15 protein-coding genes are annotated in these 17,026 nt (G+C 67.6%); 7 read left to right on the forward strand and 8 right to left on the reverse strand.

What is annotated here, in order from left to right; genetic code table 11:
* The first annotated feature begins 56 nt into the window (after positions 1-56).
* The gene (locus tag BIZ42_RS18155; RefSeq protein ID WP_070427277.1) at positions 57-2,696 is read left to right on the forward strand and encodes a glycoside hydrolase family 2 protein; all 2,640 of its coding nucleotides are present in this window, start codon (positions 57-59) and stop codon (positions 2,694-2,696) included.
* A gap of 82 nt (positions 2,697-2,778) precedes the next feature.
* On the opposite strand, the gene mtnC is transcribed toward BIZ42_RS18155, so the two are convergent.
* From mtnC to BIZ42_RS18180, 5 genes are all read right to left on the reverse strand, one after another.
* Complete coding sequence (gene mtnC / locus BIZ42_RS18160; protein WP_070427278.1) at positions 2,779-3,477, reverse strand: acireductone synthase; 699 nt, start codon at positions 3,475-3,477, stop codon at positions 2,779-2,781.
* 3 nt (positions 3,478-3,480) lie between these two features.
* Positions 3,481-4,044, reverse strand: coding sequence for an acireductone dioxygenase (locus tag BIZ42_RS18165; protein WP_019182986.1), 564 nt, complete (start codon positions 4,042-4,044; stop codon positions 3,481-3,483).
* A 117-nt stretch (positions 4,045-4,161) separates the two neighbouring features.
* A complete protein-coding gene (locus BIZ42_RS18170; protein ID WP_026069746.1) occupies positions 4,162-4,803 on the reverse strand; it encodes a methylthioribulose 1-phosphate dehydratase in 642 nt (213 codons plus the stop codon).
* Between the two features lie 166 nt (positions 4,804-4,969).
* Positions 4,970-6,397 (reverse strand): amino acid permease, encoded by a 1,428-nt coding sequence (locus tag BIZ42_RS18175; RefSeq protein ID WP_070427279.1) that lies wholly within the window; start codon positions 6,395-6,397, stop codon positions 4,970-4,972.
* Positions 6,398-6,465: 68 nt separating this feature from the next.
* Entirely contained in the window at positions 6,466-7,944 is a 1,479-nt protein-coding gene (locus tag BIZ42_RS18180) for an amino acid permease (protein ID WP_070427280.1), read from the reverse strand.
* A gap of 185 nt (positions 7,945-8,129) precedes the next feature.
* Here BIZ42_RS18180 and BIZ42_RS18185 point away from each other — a divergent pair, with 185 nt between their 5' ends.
* Complete coding sequence (locus BIZ42_RS18185; protein ID WP_019182982.1) at positions 8,130-8,714, forward strand: NUDIX hydrolase; 585 nt, start codon at positions 8,130-8,132, stop codon at positions 8,712-8,714.
* Here BIZ42_RS18185 and serA read toward each other — a convergent pair.
* Positions 8,708-9,949, reverse strand: coding sequence for a phosphoglycerate dehydrogenase (gene serA, locus BIZ42_RS18190; RefSeq protein ID WP_046273456.1), 1,242 nt, complete (start codon positions 9,947-9,949; stop codon positions 8,708-8,710). The two genes, BIZ42_RS18185 and serA, sit on opposite strands and share 7 nt — an antisense overlap.
* Positions 9,950-10,169: 220 nt before the next feature.
* Between serA and BIZ42_RS18195 the strand changes: the two genes are divergently transcribed.
* From BIZ42_RS18195 to BIZ42_RS18205, 3 genes are all read left to right on the forward strand, one after another.
* A complete protein-coding gene (locus tag BIZ42_RS18195; RefSeq protein ID WP_070427281.1) occupies positions 10,170-11,558 on the forward strand; it encodes an FAD-binding oxidoreductase in 1,389 nt (462 codons plus the stop codon).
* Positions 11,559-11,619: 61 nt separating this feature from the next.
* A complete protein-coding gene (locus BIZ42_RS18200; RefSeq protein ID WP_046273482.1) occupies positions 11,620-11,916 on the forward strand; it encodes a DUF2388 domain-containing protein in 297 nt (98 codons plus the stop codon).
* The gene (locus BIZ42_RS18205) at positions 11,916-13,733 is read left to right on the forward strand and encodes a DUF4105 domain-containing protein (protein ID WP_070427282.1); all 1,818 of its coding nucleotides are present in this window, start codon (positions 11,916-11,918) and stop codon (positions 13,731-13,733) included. The genes BIZ42_RS18200 and BIZ42_RS18205 overlap by 1 nt, the downstream gene beginning before the upstream one ends.
* On the opposite strand, the gene BIZ42_RS18210 is transcribed toward BIZ42_RS18205, so the two are convergent.
* A complete protein-coding gene (locus BIZ42_RS18210) occupies positions 13,711-14,778 on the reverse strand; it encodes an ATP-binding protein (protein ID WP_070427283.1) in 1,068 nt (355 codons plus the stop codon). The two genes, BIZ42_RS18205 and BIZ42_RS18210, sit on opposite strands and share 23 nt — an antisense overlap.
* Positions 14,778-15,527, reverse strand: a complete 750-nt coding sequence (locus tag BIZ42_RS18215; protein WP_070427284.1) for a response regulator — start codon at positions 15,525-15,527, stop codon at positions 14,778-14,780. The genes BIZ42_RS18210 and BIZ42_RS18215 overlap by 1 nt, the downstream gene beginning before the upstream one ends.
* A 219-nt stretch (positions 15,528-15,746) precedes the next feature.
* Between BIZ42_RS18215 and BIZ42_RS18220 the strand changes: the two genes are divergently transcribed.
* Positions 15,747-16,142, forward strand: coding sequence for a nuclear transport factor 2 family protein (locus BIZ42_RS18220; protein ID WP_157266876.1), 396 nt, complete (start codon positions 15,747-15,749; stop codon positions 16,140-16,142).
* A gap of 103 nt (positions 16,143-16,245) precedes the next feature.
* Positions 16,246-16,995, forward strand: coding sequence for an MliC family protein (locus BIZ42_RS18225; RefSeq protein ID WP_019182974.1), 750 nt, complete (start codon positions 16,246-16,248; stop codon positions 16,993-16,995).
* The last annotated feature ends 31 nt before the right edge of the window (positions 16,996-17,026 follow it).

Raw genomic sequence — 17,026 nt, forward strand, 5'->3', positions numbered from 1 at the left:
ACCAACCCGGTAGAGCCGACCGTTGGTCGGCTGCTCCCGCAGCCAGGCAGATCCCCATGCGCATGCACAGCCGTCTCCATGTCGTTGCACCGGCCTGCTGGCTGATGCTGGTCCTGCTGGCCGCCTGGGCACTGCCCGTGGCAGCCGCCCCGCTGGCGGCGGAGTGGTCATTCCGCCTGCTACCCGGCGACGCGCGCGGTGCCGCGCACCCCGGCCTGCAACAGTGGCGCCCGGCGCAGGTGCCCGGCGCCGTGCACACCGACCTGCTGGCGCAGGGGCAGATTCCGGATCCCTACGTCGGCGCCCCGGAGGCCGGCCTGCAGTGGATCGGCCTGGCCGATTGGGAGTACCGCGCACGGTTCGATGTGGATGCCGGCACGCTCGCCCGTGCGCATGCCGAGCTGGCGTTCGACGGGCTGGACACGTTCGCCACGGTCACCCTCAACGGTCAGCCACTGCTGCAGGCCGACAACAGCCATCGCACCTGGCGGGCCCGGGTCGACGGGAAGCTGCGCGCGCGCGGCAATGAACTGCGCATCGTGCTGCGCTCGCCGATCCGCACCCTGCTGCCGGGCGTGCAGGCGATGCCGCACAAGATCGCCGGCAACTATCCCTCGCCCTATGGCGATGAGCCAAAAGACGCGATGGTCGGCAATTTCGTGCGCAAGCCGGGCTACCACTTCGGCTGGGACTGGGGCCCCCGATACGTGACCGCCGGCATCTGGCGCCCAGTGCGACTGGAGAGCTGGGACGCGCAGCGCCTGACCGCGCTGGCCGTGCAGACCCGCGCCCTGGATGCGACGCGGGCGGACCTTGAGGTTGCGGTGGAGGTGGAAAGTGCTGCCGTCGGCACTGCAGCGGTGCAGGTCGAGGTGCTGGATCCGGACGGCAAGCGCGTGGCGCGCATCGACCGCAAAGCCCTGCTCAAGGCCGGTGACAACCGGATCGTCATGCCGGTCGCGCTGCCGCAGCCACGGCGCTGGTGGCCGGCCGGGCAGGGCGAGCAGGCGCGCTACACCGTGCGCGCCACGCTGGCCCCTGGCACGAGAGACGCGACCCGCATCGAGCAGCGCACCGGCCTTCGCACCGTCGAGCTGCGCCGGGAAGTGGACCGCAACGGCGGGCAGGGGTTTGCATTCGTGATCAACGGCGTGCCGATCTTCGCCAAGGGCGCCAACGTGATCCCGTTCGACATGTTCCCGGCGCGCGTGGACGCGGCGCGGATCCGGCGCGAGCTGACCGCTGCGCGCGATGCCAACATGAACATGCTGCGCAACTGGGGCGGCGGCTACTACGAAGATGACGTGTTCTTCGACATCGCCGACGAGCTCGGTCTGCTGGTCTGGCAGGACTTCATGTTCGGGGGCGGCATGCAGCCCGGCTACGATCCGGACTTCCGCGCGAACGTGGTCGCCGAGGCGCGCGACAACGTGCGGCGCCTGCGACATCACCCCAGCGTGGTGCTGTGGTGTGGCAACAACGAAGAAGAAACCGCGTGGAAGGACTGGGGCCACGGCCGCGACCTGACCGCCGCCGATCCCGCGTTCGCCGCGAAGGTCTGGCAGGGCTACGTGGACCTGTTCGGCAATGACCTGCGCCAGGTGGTGGCCGAGGAGGGCCTGGGCGTGCCGTACTGGTCGAGCTCGCCGAGCAACGACCTGGACGAGAAGGCCAACGATTCCACCCGAGGCGACAAGCACTACTGGCAGGTGTGGGGCAATCCGGCCCTGCCGGTCACCGCCTACCTGCACGAAACGCCGCGCTTCATGTCCGAGTACGGGCTGCAGGCCTGGCCGGTGATGCGCACGCTGGACGGCATCATTCCCGCCGCGGAACAGCAGGTGGACAGCCCGACGGTGCGCGCGCACCAGAAATTCATGGCAGGCGAGGGCAACCAGCGCCTGCTCAAGTACATCGAGGAGGAGTACGGCACGCCGCGCGACTTCCCGGCCTTCGTGTATCTGAGCCAGGTGATGCAGGCCGACGGCATCCAGCTCGCCGCGCTGCATCACCGCGCCTCCAGGCCGTACACGATGGGCTCGCTGTACTGGCAGCTCAACGATGTGTGGCCGGGCGCCTCGTGGTCCAGCATCGACTACGCCGGCCGCTGGAAAGCGCTGCACTTCCACGCCAAACGGTTCTTCGCCGACCACGCGGTGGCCGCACTGCGCGACGAAGGCGTGACCCGGGTGAGCCTGCTCAACGATCGTCAGCAGGGCCTGCAGGCGACGTGGCGGATGCGGGTGATGGATCTCGATGGCGCGCCGCGCAGCGAGCAGCGGCATACCGTGGCACTGCCGCCGTTGTCCGCGCTGGAGGTGGGGCGATTTGCCGACGCGGACCTGTTGAAGGGCGCCGATCCCACCCGCACGGTGGCGGTCGTCGAGCTGTTCGATGGCGCCACGCTGTTGTCGCAGCAGGTGGTGTATTTCGCACCGGCCAAGGCGTTGGCGCTGTCACCGGCGAAGATCGACAGCACGCTGCGCGCGGACGGCGAGGGTGCCGTGCTGACCCTGCGTGCGCCGAAGCTGGTGCGTGCGTTGTGGATCGACTTCGACAGCGTGGATGCCACCCTGGACGACAACGCGCTGGACCTGGTGCCGGGCGAGACGGTCACCATCCGCCTGGGCAGTAAAGCGGACCTGCCGACCCTGCGCCGCACCCTCCGCCTCACCTCGCTGGCCAACGCAAGGTAGAGCCACCCCATGGGTGGCTGGCGCGGTGCCGGCATCGCGCCAAACGCAGCCACGCATGGCGTGGCTCTGCCGATGGGGGGTCTTACAGCGTGATCTGCTGGAAATTCTCGACGCGGTCGTGGCCGTGGGTGGCCTCACCGCTGCGCGGCAGCGGGTAGTCGTCCAGGCGATCCAGCAGACGGGTCTGCAGGCCGGCGTCGCGCGCGGCATCCAGCTCTTCGACCACGTCGGACAGGAACAGGATCTGCCCGGCCGGCACGCCGATCGCCTCGACGATGTGGCGGTAGCTGTCCGCCTCACGCTTGCCGCCAACCTCGGTGTCGAACCAGCCCGAGACCAGCCCGGTCAGGTCACCGGCCTCGCTGAAGCCGAAGAACAGCTTCTGTGACGGGACCGAGCCGGAGGAATACACGTACAGCGGCTTGCCCTCGGCATGCCAGCCCTTCAGCACGGCGGCCACTTCGGGATAGAAGTGCGCCTTGTAGTCGCCATTGCGGTAGCCGGCTTCCCAGATCATGCCCTGCAGCGCCTTGAGCGCGGTGTGCTTGCGGTCCTGGTCGATCCAGCCCTGCAGCGTCTCCACGATCAGGCTGTCCTGGCAGGCGCCGCCGATCTCGACCGCCACCGCATCCAGCCAGCGGCGCACCTGCGGCTCGTGGCCATGCGCGGCGACGAACGCCGGCAGCGCCTTGCGCGCATACGGGAACAGCACGTTCTTGACGAACGAAATGCTGCTGGTGGTGCCCTCGATATCGGTGAGGATGACGGTCGGATGCGGCATGGATCAGTCGGCCTGGTGCTGTGCGGGGTGGTAACGCGGGAAGGTCTGGGCAATGTCGCTGCCGGTGAAATGGCCGACCCAGCCATCCGGCTCGGTGAAGAAGCGGATCGCCACGAAGCTCGGCTCCTCGCCCATGTCGAACCAGTGCGTGATGCCATCGGGCACGGCGATCAGATCGTTCTTCACGCACTCGATCTCGTAGACCTTGCCATCCACGTGCAGGGTGAACAGCCCCGAGCCGGCGACGAAGAAGCGGACTTCATCTTCCTTGTGGAAGTGCTCGTCCAGGAACTTCTTGCGCAGTTCGGCGCGGTTGGGGTTGTCCGGCGCGATCGAGGCGACATCCACACTCTTGAAACCGTGCTTGGCGACCAGCCGGTCGATGTCGACCTTGTAGGCGGCGAACACCTCGTCCTGGCTGGCGCCCGGTGCGACCTCATGGGCCGCCTGCCAGCGCTCGAAGGTCACGCCGATCGGGGTCAGTTCGGCAGCGATCGCCTCGCCATCCCGGCTGTCGAACAGCGGGACATCCGGGGCGGTGTCATCAAATATGCGGAGTCGGCTCATGGCGGCGGCATCGAGGCGAAGAGGGAAAGGAAAGGGTACCAGTGCGGCGCCGGGGTGGGGGCGACGCACTGATGCCGATGCGCGGAATACAGATTCTCTTCAGGAATCTGAGCGCGATCAGCCGCGCAGCTTGCGCAGCTCCAGCTCACAGTGGAGCAGGAATTCGAAGGCTTCCATGTGGCGGCGTGCCTCGGCCATGGTGCGGCCCCAGGCATACAGGCCGTGGCCATCGATCAGGTAGCCCCACAGCGGCTGGGTGTCGAGCAGGGCATCGACCTGGGCCGAGAGCACATCCATGTCCTGGGTGTTGGCGAACACCGGCACATCCACCGCCATCTCGTGGGTGCTGTTGCCGTGGAAGGCCTTGAGCAGCTCGTAGCCTTCCAGGCGGATATGGCCCTGCGGCGCATACAGCCGCGAGGCGATGGTCTGCACCGGCGAATGGGTGTGCAGTACGCAGCCGATCTCCGGGAAGCGGCGATACAGCTGGGTGTGCAGCAACGTCTCGGCAGACGGGCGGAGCGGCCGGCCGACGGCCTTGCCGTCGAAATCGACCACCATGATGTCGTCCTCCACCAGCCGGCCCTTGTCCTTGCCGGACACGGTGATCGCGGCATGGCGGTCATCCAGGCGGTGGGAGAAGTTGCTGCTGGTGGCCGGGGTCCACCCGGCGTGGGCCAGCTCGCGGACGTTGTCGATCAGCAGCTGGGCCAGCTCGCTCAGGCGCGCGGTGTCGTACGGGAAGGTGGGGGTGCTCATGCCGGTCATTTTAGCTAGGTCAAACGCTAAAAGCAGGTTTGTCGACTGGGCCGGACGGGGTGGGGCTTGCGGCGTCCCCCGCGAACCCATGCCACCCGCCAAACCGACCGAAACAGGAGAGCTGACGCTTCGGCCGGTGCTTCGGCCGTTGGCTTAGGCGTGATCCTTAATTCCCGCGCAGCCGGCTATGGCGATACCCATAACCGAAGTAGATCGCGAAACCGCCCAGCGTCCAGAAGCCCATCAGCATCCAGTTGTGGGCCGTCATCGCGGTCAGCAGCGCGATGCAGCTCAGCACGCCCAGACTGCAGATCAGCCACGCCATCGGCATCCGGAACGGACGCGGCAGGTCCGGCTGGGTGCGGCGCAGGATCAGCACGCCGGCGCAGACCGCCGCGAACGCGATCAGCGTGCCCATCGAGGTCAGCTCGCCCAGAACGTCCAGCGGGAACACCGCCGCCAGCAGCGCGATGCCGATGCCGGTGATCACGGTGTTGATGTGCGGCGTGCGGTACGTGGGGTGGATCTTGGTGAACAGCGGCGGCAGCAGCCCGTCGCGGCCCATGATCATGAAGATGCGCGGCTGCGCGATCACCATCACCAGCACTACCGAGGACAGCCCGATCAGCGCGCCGATCTCCACGACCACGCGCAACCAGCCCAGCTGCGGATGCGCGGCCACCGCGGTCACCACCGGCTCATCGGTACCCAGCAGCTGGTACGGCACCAGCCCGGTCATCACCGCGGCCATGGCGATGTACAGCACGGTGCAGATCACCAGCGAGAGCAGCATGCCAATCGGCATGTCGCGCTGCGGCTTGTGCGATTCCTGCGCGGCTACGGACACCGCCTCGAAACCGATATAGGCGAAGAAGACCATCGCGGCACCGCGCAGCACGCCGTCGAAGCCGTACTTGCCCGGGCCTTCGTTGTCCGGAATGAACGGGGTCCAGTTCGCCGGATCCACATACTTCCAGCCCACCACGATCACCAGCAGGATCAGCGCGGTCTTGAGCACCACCATCGCCATGTTCATGGCCGAGGACTTGCTGATGCCCACGTAGCACAGCCAGGTCAGCAGCAGGACCAGCACGGCGGCCGGGATGTTGGCGATCGCGCCGGTCGGGCGCAGCTGGCCATCCAGCGGCGCGCTGACCAGCGCGGCGGGTAGATGGATATCGAAATGGCTGAGCAGGCTCAGGAAATAGCCGGTCCAGCTGACCGCCACCGCCGAGGCGGAGACGCCATATTCCAGCACCAGCATCCAGCCGATGAACCAGGCCGAGAGCTCGCCGAACGTGGCATAGGTATAGGTGTAGGCGCTGCCGGAGACCGGCACCATCGCCGCGAATTCGGCATAGGCCATCGCGCAGAACGCGCAGCAGATCGCGGCCAGCACGAACGACAGCATGATCGCCGGGCCGGCATGGTTGGCTGCGGCCTGGCCGGTGATCACGAAGATGCCGCCGCCGATCACCGCACCGATGCCCAGCGCGGTCAGGCCCCACGGGCCGAGGGTACGGCGCAGGCTCAGGCCATTGGCGTCTTCATGGGCGGCGTGCGGATGCTTGGTGGCCCACAGTTGCTTGAACATGGTTTGGATTTCTTCTCAGGCGCGATGTAACAAACGACCGGGCCGGCACTGGGCCGGCCCGGTAGCACTCAGGCGGACTTCTTGTTCAGCTTGCTGTGGCGGATGCCGTAGCCGAAGTAGATCAGTGTCCCCAGCAAGGTCCAGCCAACAAACAGATGCCAATGCTCACGGAATGCCATGCCGAACAGCGTCAGGCATGCCAGCGCGCCCAGGGGGCAGATCAGCCACACGGCCGGGACGCGGAACGGTCGCTGCAGTTCCGGGCGCGTGTAGCGCAGGATCAGCACGCCCACGCAGACAGTGGCGAACGCGAGCAGCGTGCCCATCGACACGAGTTCACCGAGGACATTGAGGGGCATCAGGCCAGCCAGCGCCGCTGCGATGACGCCCACAATGATGGTGGCCACGTACGGGGTCTTGAACCGTGCGTGCACCTTGCCGAACAGCCTTGGCAGCAGACCGTCGCGCGAGATCGTGTAGGCGATGCGGGTCTGCCCCATCATCATCACCAGCACCACCGAGGACAGGCCGGCGATGGCGCCGACTTCGACGAAGGTCTTCAGCCACGACAGCTGGGGGTGGGCTTCCAGCGCGGTCACTACCGGCTTGGCAGTACCGAGCTGGGTGTAGGGCACCAGACCGGTCAGCACCAGGCACACGATCACGTAGATGATGGTGCAGATGGCCAGCGAACCCAGCAGGCCGATCGGCATGTTGCGCTGTGGATCCTTGGTTTCACCGGCGGCGGTGGACACCGCATCGAACCCGATGAACGCGAAGAACACGATGGAGCCCGCGCGAAGGACGCCGCTCCAGCCGAACTCGCCGAACGTGCCCGTGTTATCTGGAACGAACGGAGTCCAGTTGGCGGGATCGATGTACGCCACGCCGACGCCAATGAACAGGCAGATCACCGCGACCTTGATCGCGACGATGATGGCGTTGATGAAGGTCGACTGGGTGATGCCGACGTAGAGCAGGCCGGTGACGGCCGCCACGATCAGAACGGCGGGGAGGTTGAACAGCTTCCCAGAGGACACGAACTGTCCTGCTTCCCACGCCACCGGCGCCGATGCCAGCGCGTCCGGGAAGGGCAGATGCAGGGTGGTGGTGATGAAGCTGATCAGATACGCCGACCAAGCCACCGCAACGGATGCCGAGGCGAACAGGTACTCCAGTACCAGGCACCAGCCGATGAACCAGGCCATGCCTTCGCCCAGGGTCGCGTATGAGTAAGAGTACGCGCTGCCCGAGACGGGCATCATGGCCGCGAACTCCGCGTAGCACAGGCCGGCAAGAGCACAGGCCAGGCCTGCTGCGATGAATGACAGGGTGACGGCAGGGCCGGCATGGAAGGCCGCGGCCTGGCCTGTCATGACGAAGATGCCCGCACCGATCACCGCACCGATGCCAAGCAGGATGAGGTGTTTCGCTGTGAGGGTCCGTTTCAGTGTGGGCTCGCCATCCAGGCTGCCTTCGATGGGCTCGCCAGCATCGACGTGCGGTGCCGGTGCGACCGGTTTGACCCTCAACAGAGACTTCAGCATGCAGTGCTTCCCTAAAAGAACAAAGGTGAGGCGCGCGGTACATTGCCGCACGCCCTGATGGCGACTGGGCGCCCCAGCGGTGCGGGGCCCGCTGTACCTTAGCCAAAGCTGAAGCCGCTGTACAAGCACAAATGCAGCATGGCCGAGCGATAATCGGCCAAATCCGCACGATGCCTGCTCCTGCCATGTCGCTGAACCCCGAATCCGTTGCCATTCCTGACGCTGCACTGCGCAGTCAGCTTGATGCCTACGCCCGCCGCCACCCGGATCAAGCCGCACTGGCTGACGAATTCAGCACACTCCTGGACGATCCTCTGAATCCCTTCCTGCGGGAACGGCTGGCCGGCCACTTCACCGGCAGCGCCTGGCTGGTCAGCGCCGACGGGCAGCGGGTCCTGCTGACCCACCACCGCAAGCTGGACCGCTGGCTGCAACTGGGCGGCCACGCCGATGGCGAGCGCGATCTGGCCCAGGTGGCGCTGAAGGAGGCCGAGGAGGAATCCGGGCTGACCGCGCTGGTGCTGGAGGATGGCGAACTGTTCGACATCGACAAGCACTGGATCCCGGAACGCAAGGACGTGCCGGGGCATTGGCACTACGACGCCCGCTATGTGGTGCGGGCGCTGGGCAGCGAGCAGTTCGCGATCAGCGAAGAATCACTGGCGCTGGCCTGGCGTGAGATCCGTGACGTGGCCAACGCGGCGATCGAGACCCCCGATGGGGATGATTCGCTGCCGCGCATGGCCAAGCGCTGGCTGGCCCGTCAATAAAGAACGCGGGTGCGCAGGGTGCCCGGGATGGCCGCCAGCTCCTCGCGCACCGCGCCGGCCTGGGCTTCGCTGGCGGTGATGTCGATCACCACGTAGCCGACCTTGGGGTCGGTGCGCAGGAACTGGCCGTCGATGTTGACGTTGTGGCGCGAGAAGATCTCGTTGACCTTGGAGAGCACGCCCGGCACGTTCTGGTGGATGTGCAGCAGCCGCAGGCTCTCGGCATGCTCGGGCAGGGTCACTTCCGGGAAGTTGACCGCCGACAGGGTGCTGCCGTTGTCGCTGTAGCGCACCAGTTTGGCCGCCACTTCCACGCCGATGTTGTCCTGCGCTTCCAGCGTGCTGCCGCCCACGTGGGGGGTCAGGATAACGTTGTCGTGCGCGGTCAGCGGCGAGACGAAGGCATCGCCGTTGCCCTTGGGCTCGACCGGGAACACGTCCACCGCCGCGCCGCCGAGGTGGCCTGAACGCAGCGCCGCATCCAGCGCGTCGATGTCGACCACGGTGCCGCGCGCGGCATTGATCAGGTGCGCGCCGGGGCGCATCCGGGCCAGTTCATCGGCGCCGATCATCCACTGGGTGGCCGGGGTCTCGGGTACATGCACGGTGACGATGTCCGCACGTGCCAGCAGGTCGTCCAGGCTGATCGCCGCCCGGGCATTGCCCAGCGACAGCTTGGTTTCGACATCATGGAAGATCACCTGCATGCCCATCGCTTCGGCCATCACGCCGACCTGCGTGCCGATATGGCCGTAGCCGATGATGCCCAGCGTCTTGCCGCGCACCTCATGGCTGCCGGCGGCCGACTTGGACCAGCCGCCGCGATGGCATTCGGCGTTCTTCTGCGGGATGCCACGGGTGAGCATGATCGCCTCGGCGATCACCAGCTCGGCCACGCTGCGGGTGTTGGAGTAGGGCGCGTTGAACACCGGGATGCCTGCCAGTTCCGCCGCCTCCAGGTCCACCTGGTTGGTGCCGATGCAGAAGCAGCCGACCGCCATCAGGCGCTTGGCATGTACCAGGACGTCCGCGCTGAGCTGCGTGCGCGAGCGGATGCCGACGATGTGGGCCTCGGCGATGCGTGCCTTGAGCTCGTCTTCGGGCAGCGCCTTGCTGTGCAGTTCGATCTGCGAATAGCCGGCCGCGGTGAACACGTCGATCGCGGTCTGGCTGACCCCCTCGAGCAACAGTACGCGGATATCCTGCTTCGGGAACGAGGTCTTTTTCGGCGACATGGGCGGCGTGCGACGTGTGGCGGCGGGAGCCCTCAACTATGCCAGAAGCGGGCGGCGATGGTGCGGTGCGCCAATCGGTGGCAAAACGGTTTCAGATGCACCTATTTCTGGTGTGCGCCCTGGGGATCGCCAGAGGCTGCGGCGCCCGGGGCTCCGCTACTGGACGCGGCCCGTGGTGGCTGGCAGGCTTGCGGGCTCCCCCGGCACCGCCAGACGCCCCATGACCGATCCGCGCCTTGATTCGCTCCTGCACGACTGCCCCGGGCTGCGCCTGAAGACCGACCCGGCCGATCTGGAGCACTACGGCCGAGACTGGACCCGGCGCTGGGTGCCGGCACCGCTGGCGATCGCACTGCCGGGAACGATCGAAGAGGTGCAGGCGATCCTGCGCTGGGCGAGCGCCCAACACGTGGCCGTGGTGCCCTCCGGCGGCCGTACCGGCCTGTCCGGTGGCGCGGTGGCGGCGCACGGCGAGCTGGTGCTCAGCCTGGAGCGCATGAACAAGCCGCTGGCCTTCGATGCGGTCGACCGCACCTTGACCGTGCAGGCCGGCATGGCGCTGGAGGCGGTGCACAACGCCGCACTCGAACACGGGCTGATCTACCCGGTGGATTTCGCTGCGCGCGGTTCCTGCTCGATCGGTGGCAACATCGCCACCAATGCCGGCGGCATCCGGGTGATCCGCTATGGCAACACGCGCGAGTGGATCGCCGGGCTGAAGGTGGTGACCATGGCCGGTGAGCTGGTCGAGCTCAACAAGGGCCTGATCAAGAATTCCAGCGGCTACGATTTCCGTCAGCTGCTGATCGGCTCGGAAGGCACGCTCGGCGTGATCGTCGAAGCCACCCTGAAGCTCACCGATCCGCCGCCGGCCAGCAACGTGATGCTGCTGGCGCTGCCCTCGTTCGAGGTGCTGATGCAGGTGTTCGCCGCGTTCCGCGAGCGGCTGCAGCTGCAGGCGTTCGAGTTCTTCACCGACCGCGCGCTCGAGCATGTGCTGGCGCATGGGGCGCAGGCACCGTTCGCCGAGGTCTACCCGTATTACGTGGTCACTGAGTTTGCGGCCGGCGATGAGGCCCAGGAAGCGGCGGCCATGGCGGCGTTCGAAGACTGCATGGAGCATGGCTGGGTCAGCGATGGCGTGGTCAGCCAGAGCGATGCGCAGGCTGCGCAGCTGTGGCGCCTGCGCGAGGGCATCACCGAGGCGGTGGCGCGCTACAAGCCCTACAAGAACGATGTCTCGGTGCGCATCTCGGCCATGCCGGCCTTCCTTGCCGAAACCCAGGCGCTGATCGGGCAGGCGTACCCGCAGTTCGAGGTGGTCTGGTTCGGGCACATCGGCGACGGCAACCTGCACATCAATGTGCTCAAGCCTGACGATACCGCCGATACGGAGTTCCTGACCCAGTGCGAGCACGTCACCAAACTGCTCGCCGGTGTGCTGAGCCGTTTCGATGGCAGCATCTCGGCCGAGCACGGCATCGGCCTGGTCAAGAAGGGCTATCTGGACAGCACGCGCAGTGCGCCGGAAATCGCGCTGATGAAGGCGGTCAAACGCGCGTTTGATCCCCAAGCGCTGCTGAATCCGGGCAAGGTTTTCGACCTCTGAGGCAAGACAGGATTTCACGCAGCCTATACGCTCTGTGTTTTCCACCGCGAACGACACCCCGATGATGCGTCCGATCCTGCTCCTTGCCGTGCTCGCCCTGCCGTTGTCGGCGATGGCCTCCAGTTTTGCCGGCAGCTCCGCCGGTTCCGCCTCCGGCGCGTCGTCGGCCGGTTCGTCCAGCTCCGGCGACGACAAGATCGTGATTGACGCCCGCGACGACGCGGCTGCCTTCGTGGCCAGCGATGGCGCGATCCGCGGTGCACGCCTGGAAGCGGCGCTGCTGCACCTGCGCGAGCAGAGTGTCGCGCAGCAGCAGGCCAGTGACATGGCATTGGCCAGGACGCTGCTGGCCCGCTGATGCACCCGTCCGGTCAGGTCCGCCGCTGGCGCTGGGCGGTCCTGTTCGCATGGCTTGCCGCGCCATGGGCGCACGCGGCACTCACGTTGGAGCTGCAGCCGCAGGGACTGGATCCGGCGCAGATCGTCGCGGCCGAGCGTACCCTGCAGCAGGTGCGCGGCCGCTTGCCGCCGCAGTGGCAGGCACGGTTCCAGCACCCGGTGCAGGTGCGCTGGTCGGACACGCTCCCCGCGCACGTGCATGGCCGCGCCCGCAACGGGGCGATCACCCTGCAGCGCGCCTTGCTCGACACCGTGAAAGACGATCAACCGCTGCCGCGCCCGCTCGAGGCCGCGCTGATCCATGAACTGACCCACGTACTGGACCGTTCGCCGCAGGGCGGTTGGTCGCGCGATGCGCGGCTGCGCGATCTGGCCGGGTGGCAGCGGCGACCTTGGAAACTTGGCCGTACGGCCAATGCCTTCAGCGGGCGCAGCCCCGACGACTATGAGCGCGCACGCCCCGCGGAATTCCTGGCGGTGAATGCCGAGCACCTGCTGCTCGATCCCGATTACGCCTGCCGTCGGCCGGCGGTGGCCGCGTGGTTCGCCGAGCATCTGGGGCCGATCGACCACACCGTGGCCTGCGACAGCCGCCTGCCGTTGATGCAGGCCGAGGAAGACGCGGGCGCGGCGAGCCTGCTGGAACTGGACCCGGCCCGGATCTACGCCGTCGACTACCTGCTCGCCGAAGGCAACGAGCAGCTGATGAGCCGTTGGGGCCACAGCATGCTGCGGCTGGTGATCTGCGCACCGGGCCGGCCGCGCGGGCCGGCGTGCCGGATGGACCTGTCCCATCACCGCGTGCTGTCCTACCGCGCCTTCGTTGGCGATGTGCAGATCTCCAGCTGGCGCGGGCTGACCGGTTCCTATCCCTCGCGCTTGTTCGTGCTGCCGCTCAACCAGGTCATCAACGAGTACACCCAGCTCGAGCTGCGCGGCCTGTCGTCGGTGCCGCTGGCGCTGGATGGCCAGGACATCGCCGGCCTGCTCGAGCGTGTCGCGCAGGTGCACTGGAGCTATGACGGCCGCTATCTGTTCGTCAGCAACAACTGCGCGGTGGAGACCGGCAAACTGCTGCAGGAAGGCGTGCCACGCCTCGCGTCGCCCGGGTTGAACCGGATCACCCCGCGCGGATTGCTGACCCGGCTGGAGCGCCAGGGCGTGGCTGATGCCAGCGTGCTGGCCGATCGCGCGCTGGCGACGCGCCAGGGTTACTACTTCGCCTCGGCCGCAGACCATTACCAGCAGCTGTTCGATGTCGCCCGGCGGCAGCTGCCGCTGGGCGCGACAACGGTAGGCGACTGGTTGCGGCAGCCTGCCAGCGCCCGGTCACGCTGGGTGGAGCAGGGCGACCTGCGCGCCACCTCCGCCTTGCTGCTGCTGGAGCAGGCGGCGCTGCACCGTGAGGAGCTGCGCGCGCGCGATGCCCTGAAACGGCTGCTCGGCCATCCGCGCCCTGGCGATGCCGCGGCGCGCGACACGCTGCGCGCGTTGCTCGAGGACACCGGCCAGCTGGTCAGTCCGGCCGCCTTGGTGAGCCGTGGCGGCTACGGGCTGCCATTGGCCGAGGAGCGCGTGCAGGCTGCGGAGGCGGCGGCGCAGCTGAGCGCCCAGGGCGTCCCGGCCTGGAAGGCGCTGCAGGCGCAGTTGAAGCAGCGCCTGCCGGCCGCACAGCAACGCGAACTTGCCACGATCGACCGCAATCTGGCCCGGCTCGGCACGCGGATGCGCGAGCTGGCCCTCCAGGACGCTGCTACTGCCGCGGCAGCTCGATGACGAAACGTGCGCCGCCCAGGGTGCTGGCGCTGCAGGCGACCTGGCCGCCATGCGCATCGGCGATCGCCTTGACCACCGCCAAGCCCAGCCCGCTGCCGCCGCGCTGACGCGAGCGCGAACCATCGCCGCGCAGGAAGGGATCGAAGATCTGCTCGCGCAGCGCTGCATCGATGCCGGGGCCTTCGTCATCGATGGCGATCTGCACATGGGTAGCGGTGTCGTGCACCGCGATGCGCACCCGGCCCGGCGTCGCATAGCGGCGTGCATTCTCCAGCAGTGCCATCAATGCCTGCCGCACGCGGGTCGGGTCACAATGCGCGGGATGCTCCTCGCGTGAGGTCTCCAGTTCCAGCACGAAGCCGCTGCTGCGGAAACCCGGATCCACCAGGGTCATCACCGTGTGCACTTCCTGTACCACATCGTTGCGGGCGCGGCGCACGTCCAGGCGGGCGCTGTCGGCCAGGCTGAGCACACGCAGGTCTTCGATCAGCCGCGACAGCCCCTCCACCTGCGCCAGCAGGCTGCGGAACTGGCCTTGGTCCGGGGCAAATACGCCTTCGGCCAGACCCTGCAGGCGGCCGCGCAGGATGGTGACCGGCGTGCGCAGTTCATGCGCGATCGCCGCGTGCCACATCACCCGGTCGGCCTCGATGTTCTGCAGCCGGCGCGCCATGGCGTTGAAGTCGTCCACCAGCAGCGCCACTTCGCCCAGCGAGCGGTCACTCACTGCCGCGCGTGCGCCCAGGTCGCCATCGGCCAGCCGCCCGATGCTGTCCACCACCGCGTTGAGCGGGGTCAGGATGCGCTGGGACAGGCGTACGGATGCGGCGACCGCCAGCGTCAACCCGATCAGGGTCACGCCCACCATCCAGACCAGTTCCGGGCCACTGGGTACCCAGCTGACCGGTTCGTCCACGCCGCCGGGGTAAAACGCCACCAGCACCGCATAGAGCAGGTAGGAGCTGAGGATCACCATCACGATGACCGCCAGCACCATCATCGACATCGAGACCACGATGTGCCGGCTCAGGCCCGAGCGGCGCATCAGTGGTCCGCCGCCAGCCGGTACCCGACGCCGCGCACGCTGGCCGGCACGTTCGCCAGGCCGACATCGTCAAGCTTGCGGCGCAGCTTGCTGACGTGGCTGTCCACGGTACGCTCCAGCGCTTCGCTTTCCGGCAGGCACTCATGCATGAGTTCGCTGCGGCTGAAAATGCGCATCGGTGCCAGCGCCATGCAGTGCAGCAGCTTGAATTCGGTCAGGGTCAGCAGCAGCTCGTGGCTGTAGCCGTCGCCTTCGACATGCACCGTGTGGTGCTCCGGATCGATCACCAGGTTGCCCACGCGCAGGATCTCCGGCGCACTCTGGCGCGCGGCGTTCAAGGTGCGCCGCAGTACCGCGCGCACCCGCGCGGCCACCTCGGCCGGGTTGAACGGCTTGACCACGTAGTCGTCCGCGCCCATCCGCAGCGCGGTGAGCTTGTCCAGGTCCTGGTCCAGCGCGGTCAACATGATCACCGGCGTGTCGCCGCGCTGGCGCAGTGTGTTGAGCACGGTCCAGCCATCCATGCCCGGCATCTGCACGTCGAGCAGGACCAGGTCCGGGCGTGCGCTGCGGTGCAGGGAAAGGGCAGTGAGGCCATCCTGCGCGCGCAGTGTGCGCAGGCCTTCGCGGGCCAGGTAGGCCGCGACGATGTCGGCGATCTCGGGTTCGTCCTCGACGATCAGGACCAGGGCATTGAGCGAATGATCCCAGCGCGCGGTCGAGGCGCCGGGTAGATCGGAGGCAGGCATGCAGGGCAAAGCCGGAAGGTGCTTGGGCTCCATCGTATCTCCACACTTCCTCCATCGAAACCCCACCGAGGCCGCGCAGACTGCCGCCATCGTGATTTCGGCCGGTGTTCCGGCAGCTGTGCAGATGAAAAGCAGGAAGACGCATGCCGCCCTGGTGGCGGCAATCCAGACGCTGGGCGCGCACGCCAGCGGGCCGCGACGACGATGTCCGGTGCGCCCATGAGCGCGATACTGCAACCGGCGCACGTGGAGGCAGCCGAGGCGCGGCTGTGGGACGCGCTGATCCAATGGCAGCCGCAGCAGGTGAACGCACTGCTCTCGCCAGCGCTGTTCCTGACCGACCACGATGGCCAGCGGCAGGATGCCTCGGCGTTGCTGGCGGGCTGGAATGCGCGGCGCATCCGCATCGTTGCCATCGAGCGGCAGCAGACCGAGCAGCTCGCCTGCGGCGCCATGGTGCTGGTCACCGGCGAGATGCGCCTCCATCTCGACGGCGAGCACGGCCGGCAGCTGCATGCGATGCGGCTGCTACGGGTCTGGGCGCGCTGCACGGGCGCACCCGGCGTGCATCTGCTTTCGCTGTGCGTGCTGCCGGCCGCGCCGCGTGCGCACTGAACCGCGTGTTCAGGCCTGCGGCCGGGGTCAGCCTCGCTTCACCCGCTCTCACGGCGCGGCAGGTACGATCAAGTGTTGTTGACGTTATCGCAAGGAGTTCCTCATGCGCGCATCTCCCTGGCTGTTGAGCCTGGCCATTACCGGCGCACTCGCCGCCTGCCAACCGGCCACCGAGAGCCGCCCTGCCGCCGATGGCAGCGAAGCGCCCCCACCGATGGATGCCTCCACCACCGATGAGCGCAGTTACGCGTTCCGCTGTGGCGAGCTGGAAGTGCATGCCACGTATCGCGGCCAGGATTCGGCCACGGTGGTGGTTGCCGATCGCACGTTTGCCATGTCCTCGCAGCCGGCCGCTTCCGGCGCGAAATACGGAGACGGGCAGGGCAACGAATTCTGGACCAAGGGCACCACTGACGGGATCCTGATCCTCAAGGGCGAGCCCGATCGCACCTGCACCGGTACCGGCGAGCAGGGCGGCGAAGCGCCGCCGGCCAATGCGGCCGCCAAGGCCGATACTGAAGCCGGCGCCGATGCAGCCGCCGGGTTCCGCGCGACCGGCAATGAGCCCGGTTGGCTGGCCCAGGTCGGCGCGGGGGCCACCCCGGCGCTGCACATCGAGATGGATTACGGCGAGCGCAAGCTCGAGATCGCCAGCCCCACCCAGGGCCGTGATGGCTGGTCCGGTACCGCTGCTGACGGCACCCCGGTGAAGCTCACCTTCCAGCGCACCGTGTGCCAGGACAACATGAGTGGCCAGGCCTTCGGTGCCACGGCCATGCTTACCGTCGGCGCGCGCCAGTACCACGGTTGCGGCGATTTCGCCGGTGCGCCGTCGTTGGCTGCCAAGCCCTGATCGAAGGGAACGCACCGGATTGCGCGCCTGC

The organism is Stenotrophomonas sp. LM091 (genome assembly GCF_001806305.1).
Classification (GTDB): Bacteria; Pseudomonadota; Gammaproteobacteria; order Xanthomonadales; family Xanthomonadaceae; genus Stenotrophomonas; species Stenotrophomonas bentonitica_A.

What these genes read in the sequence shown, in the direction of transcription:
- BIZ42_RS18155 (WP_070427277.1), top strand. Translation starts at nt 57, where the DNA reads ATGCGCATGCACAGCCGTCTCCATGTCGTTGCACCGGCCTGCTGGCTG.
- mtnC (WP_070427278.1), bottom strand. Translation starts at nt 3,477, where the DNA reads ATGCCGCATCCGACCGTCATCCTCACCGATATCGAGGGCACCACCAGC.
- BIZ42_RS18165 (WP_019182986.1), bottom strand. Translation starts at nt 4,044, where the DNA reads ATGAGCCGACTCCGCATATTTGATGACACCGCCCCGGATGTCCCGCTG.
- BIZ42_RS18170 (WP_026069746.1), bottom strand. Translation starts at nt 4,803, where the DNA reads ATGAGCACCCCCACCTTCCCGTACGACACCGCGCGCCTGAGCGAGCTG.
- BIZ42_RS18175 (WP_070427279.1), bottom strand. Translation starts at nt 6,397, where the DNA reads ATGTTCAAGCAACTGTGGGCCACCAAGCATCCGCACGCCGCCCATGAA.
- BIZ42_RS18180 (WP_070427280.1), bottom strand. Translation starts at nt 7,944, where the DNA reads ATGCTGAAGTCTCTGTTGAGGGTCAAACCGGTCGCACCGGCACCGCAC.
- BIZ42_RS18185 (WP_019182982.1), top strand. Translation starts at nt 8,130, where the DNA reads ATGTCGCTGAACCCCGAATCCGTTGCCATTCCTGACGCTGCACTGCGC.
- serA (WP_046273456.1), bottom strand. Translation starts at nt 9,949, where the DNA reads ATGTCGCCGAAAAAGACCTCGTTCCCGAAGCAGGATATCCGCGTACTG.
- BIZ42_RS18195 (WP_070427281.1), top strand. Translation starts at nt 10,170, where the DNA reads ATGACCGATCCGCGCCTTGATTCGCTCCTGCACGACTGCCCCGGGCTG.
- BIZ42_RS18200 (WP_046273482.1), top strand. Translation starts at nt 11,620, where the DNA reads ATGATGCGTCCGATCCTGCTCCTTGCCGTGCTCGCCCTGCCGTTGTCG.
- BIZ42_RS18205 (WP_070427282.1), top strand. Translation starts at nt 11,916, where the DNA reads ATGCACCCGTCCGGTCAGGTCCGCCGCTGGCGCTGGGCGGTCCTGTTC.
- BIZ42_RS18210 (WP_070427283.1), bottom strand. Translation starts at nt 14,778, where the DNA reads ATGCGCCGCTCGGGCCTGAGCCGGCACATCGTGGTCTCGATGTCGATG.
- BIZ42_RS18215 (WP_070427284.1), bottom strand. Translation starts at nt 15,527, where the DNA reads ATGCCTGCCTCCGATCTACCCGGCGCCTCGACCGCGCGCTGGGATCAT.
- BIZ42_RS18220 (WP_157266876.1), top strand. Translation starts at nt 15,747, where the DNA reads ATGAGCGCGATACTGCAACCGGCGCACGTGGAGGCAGCCGAGGCGCGG.
- BIZ42_RS18225 (WP_019182974.1), top strand. Translation starts at nt 16,246, where the DNA reads ATGCGCGCATCTCCCTGGCTGTTGAGCCTGGCCATTACCGGCGCACTC.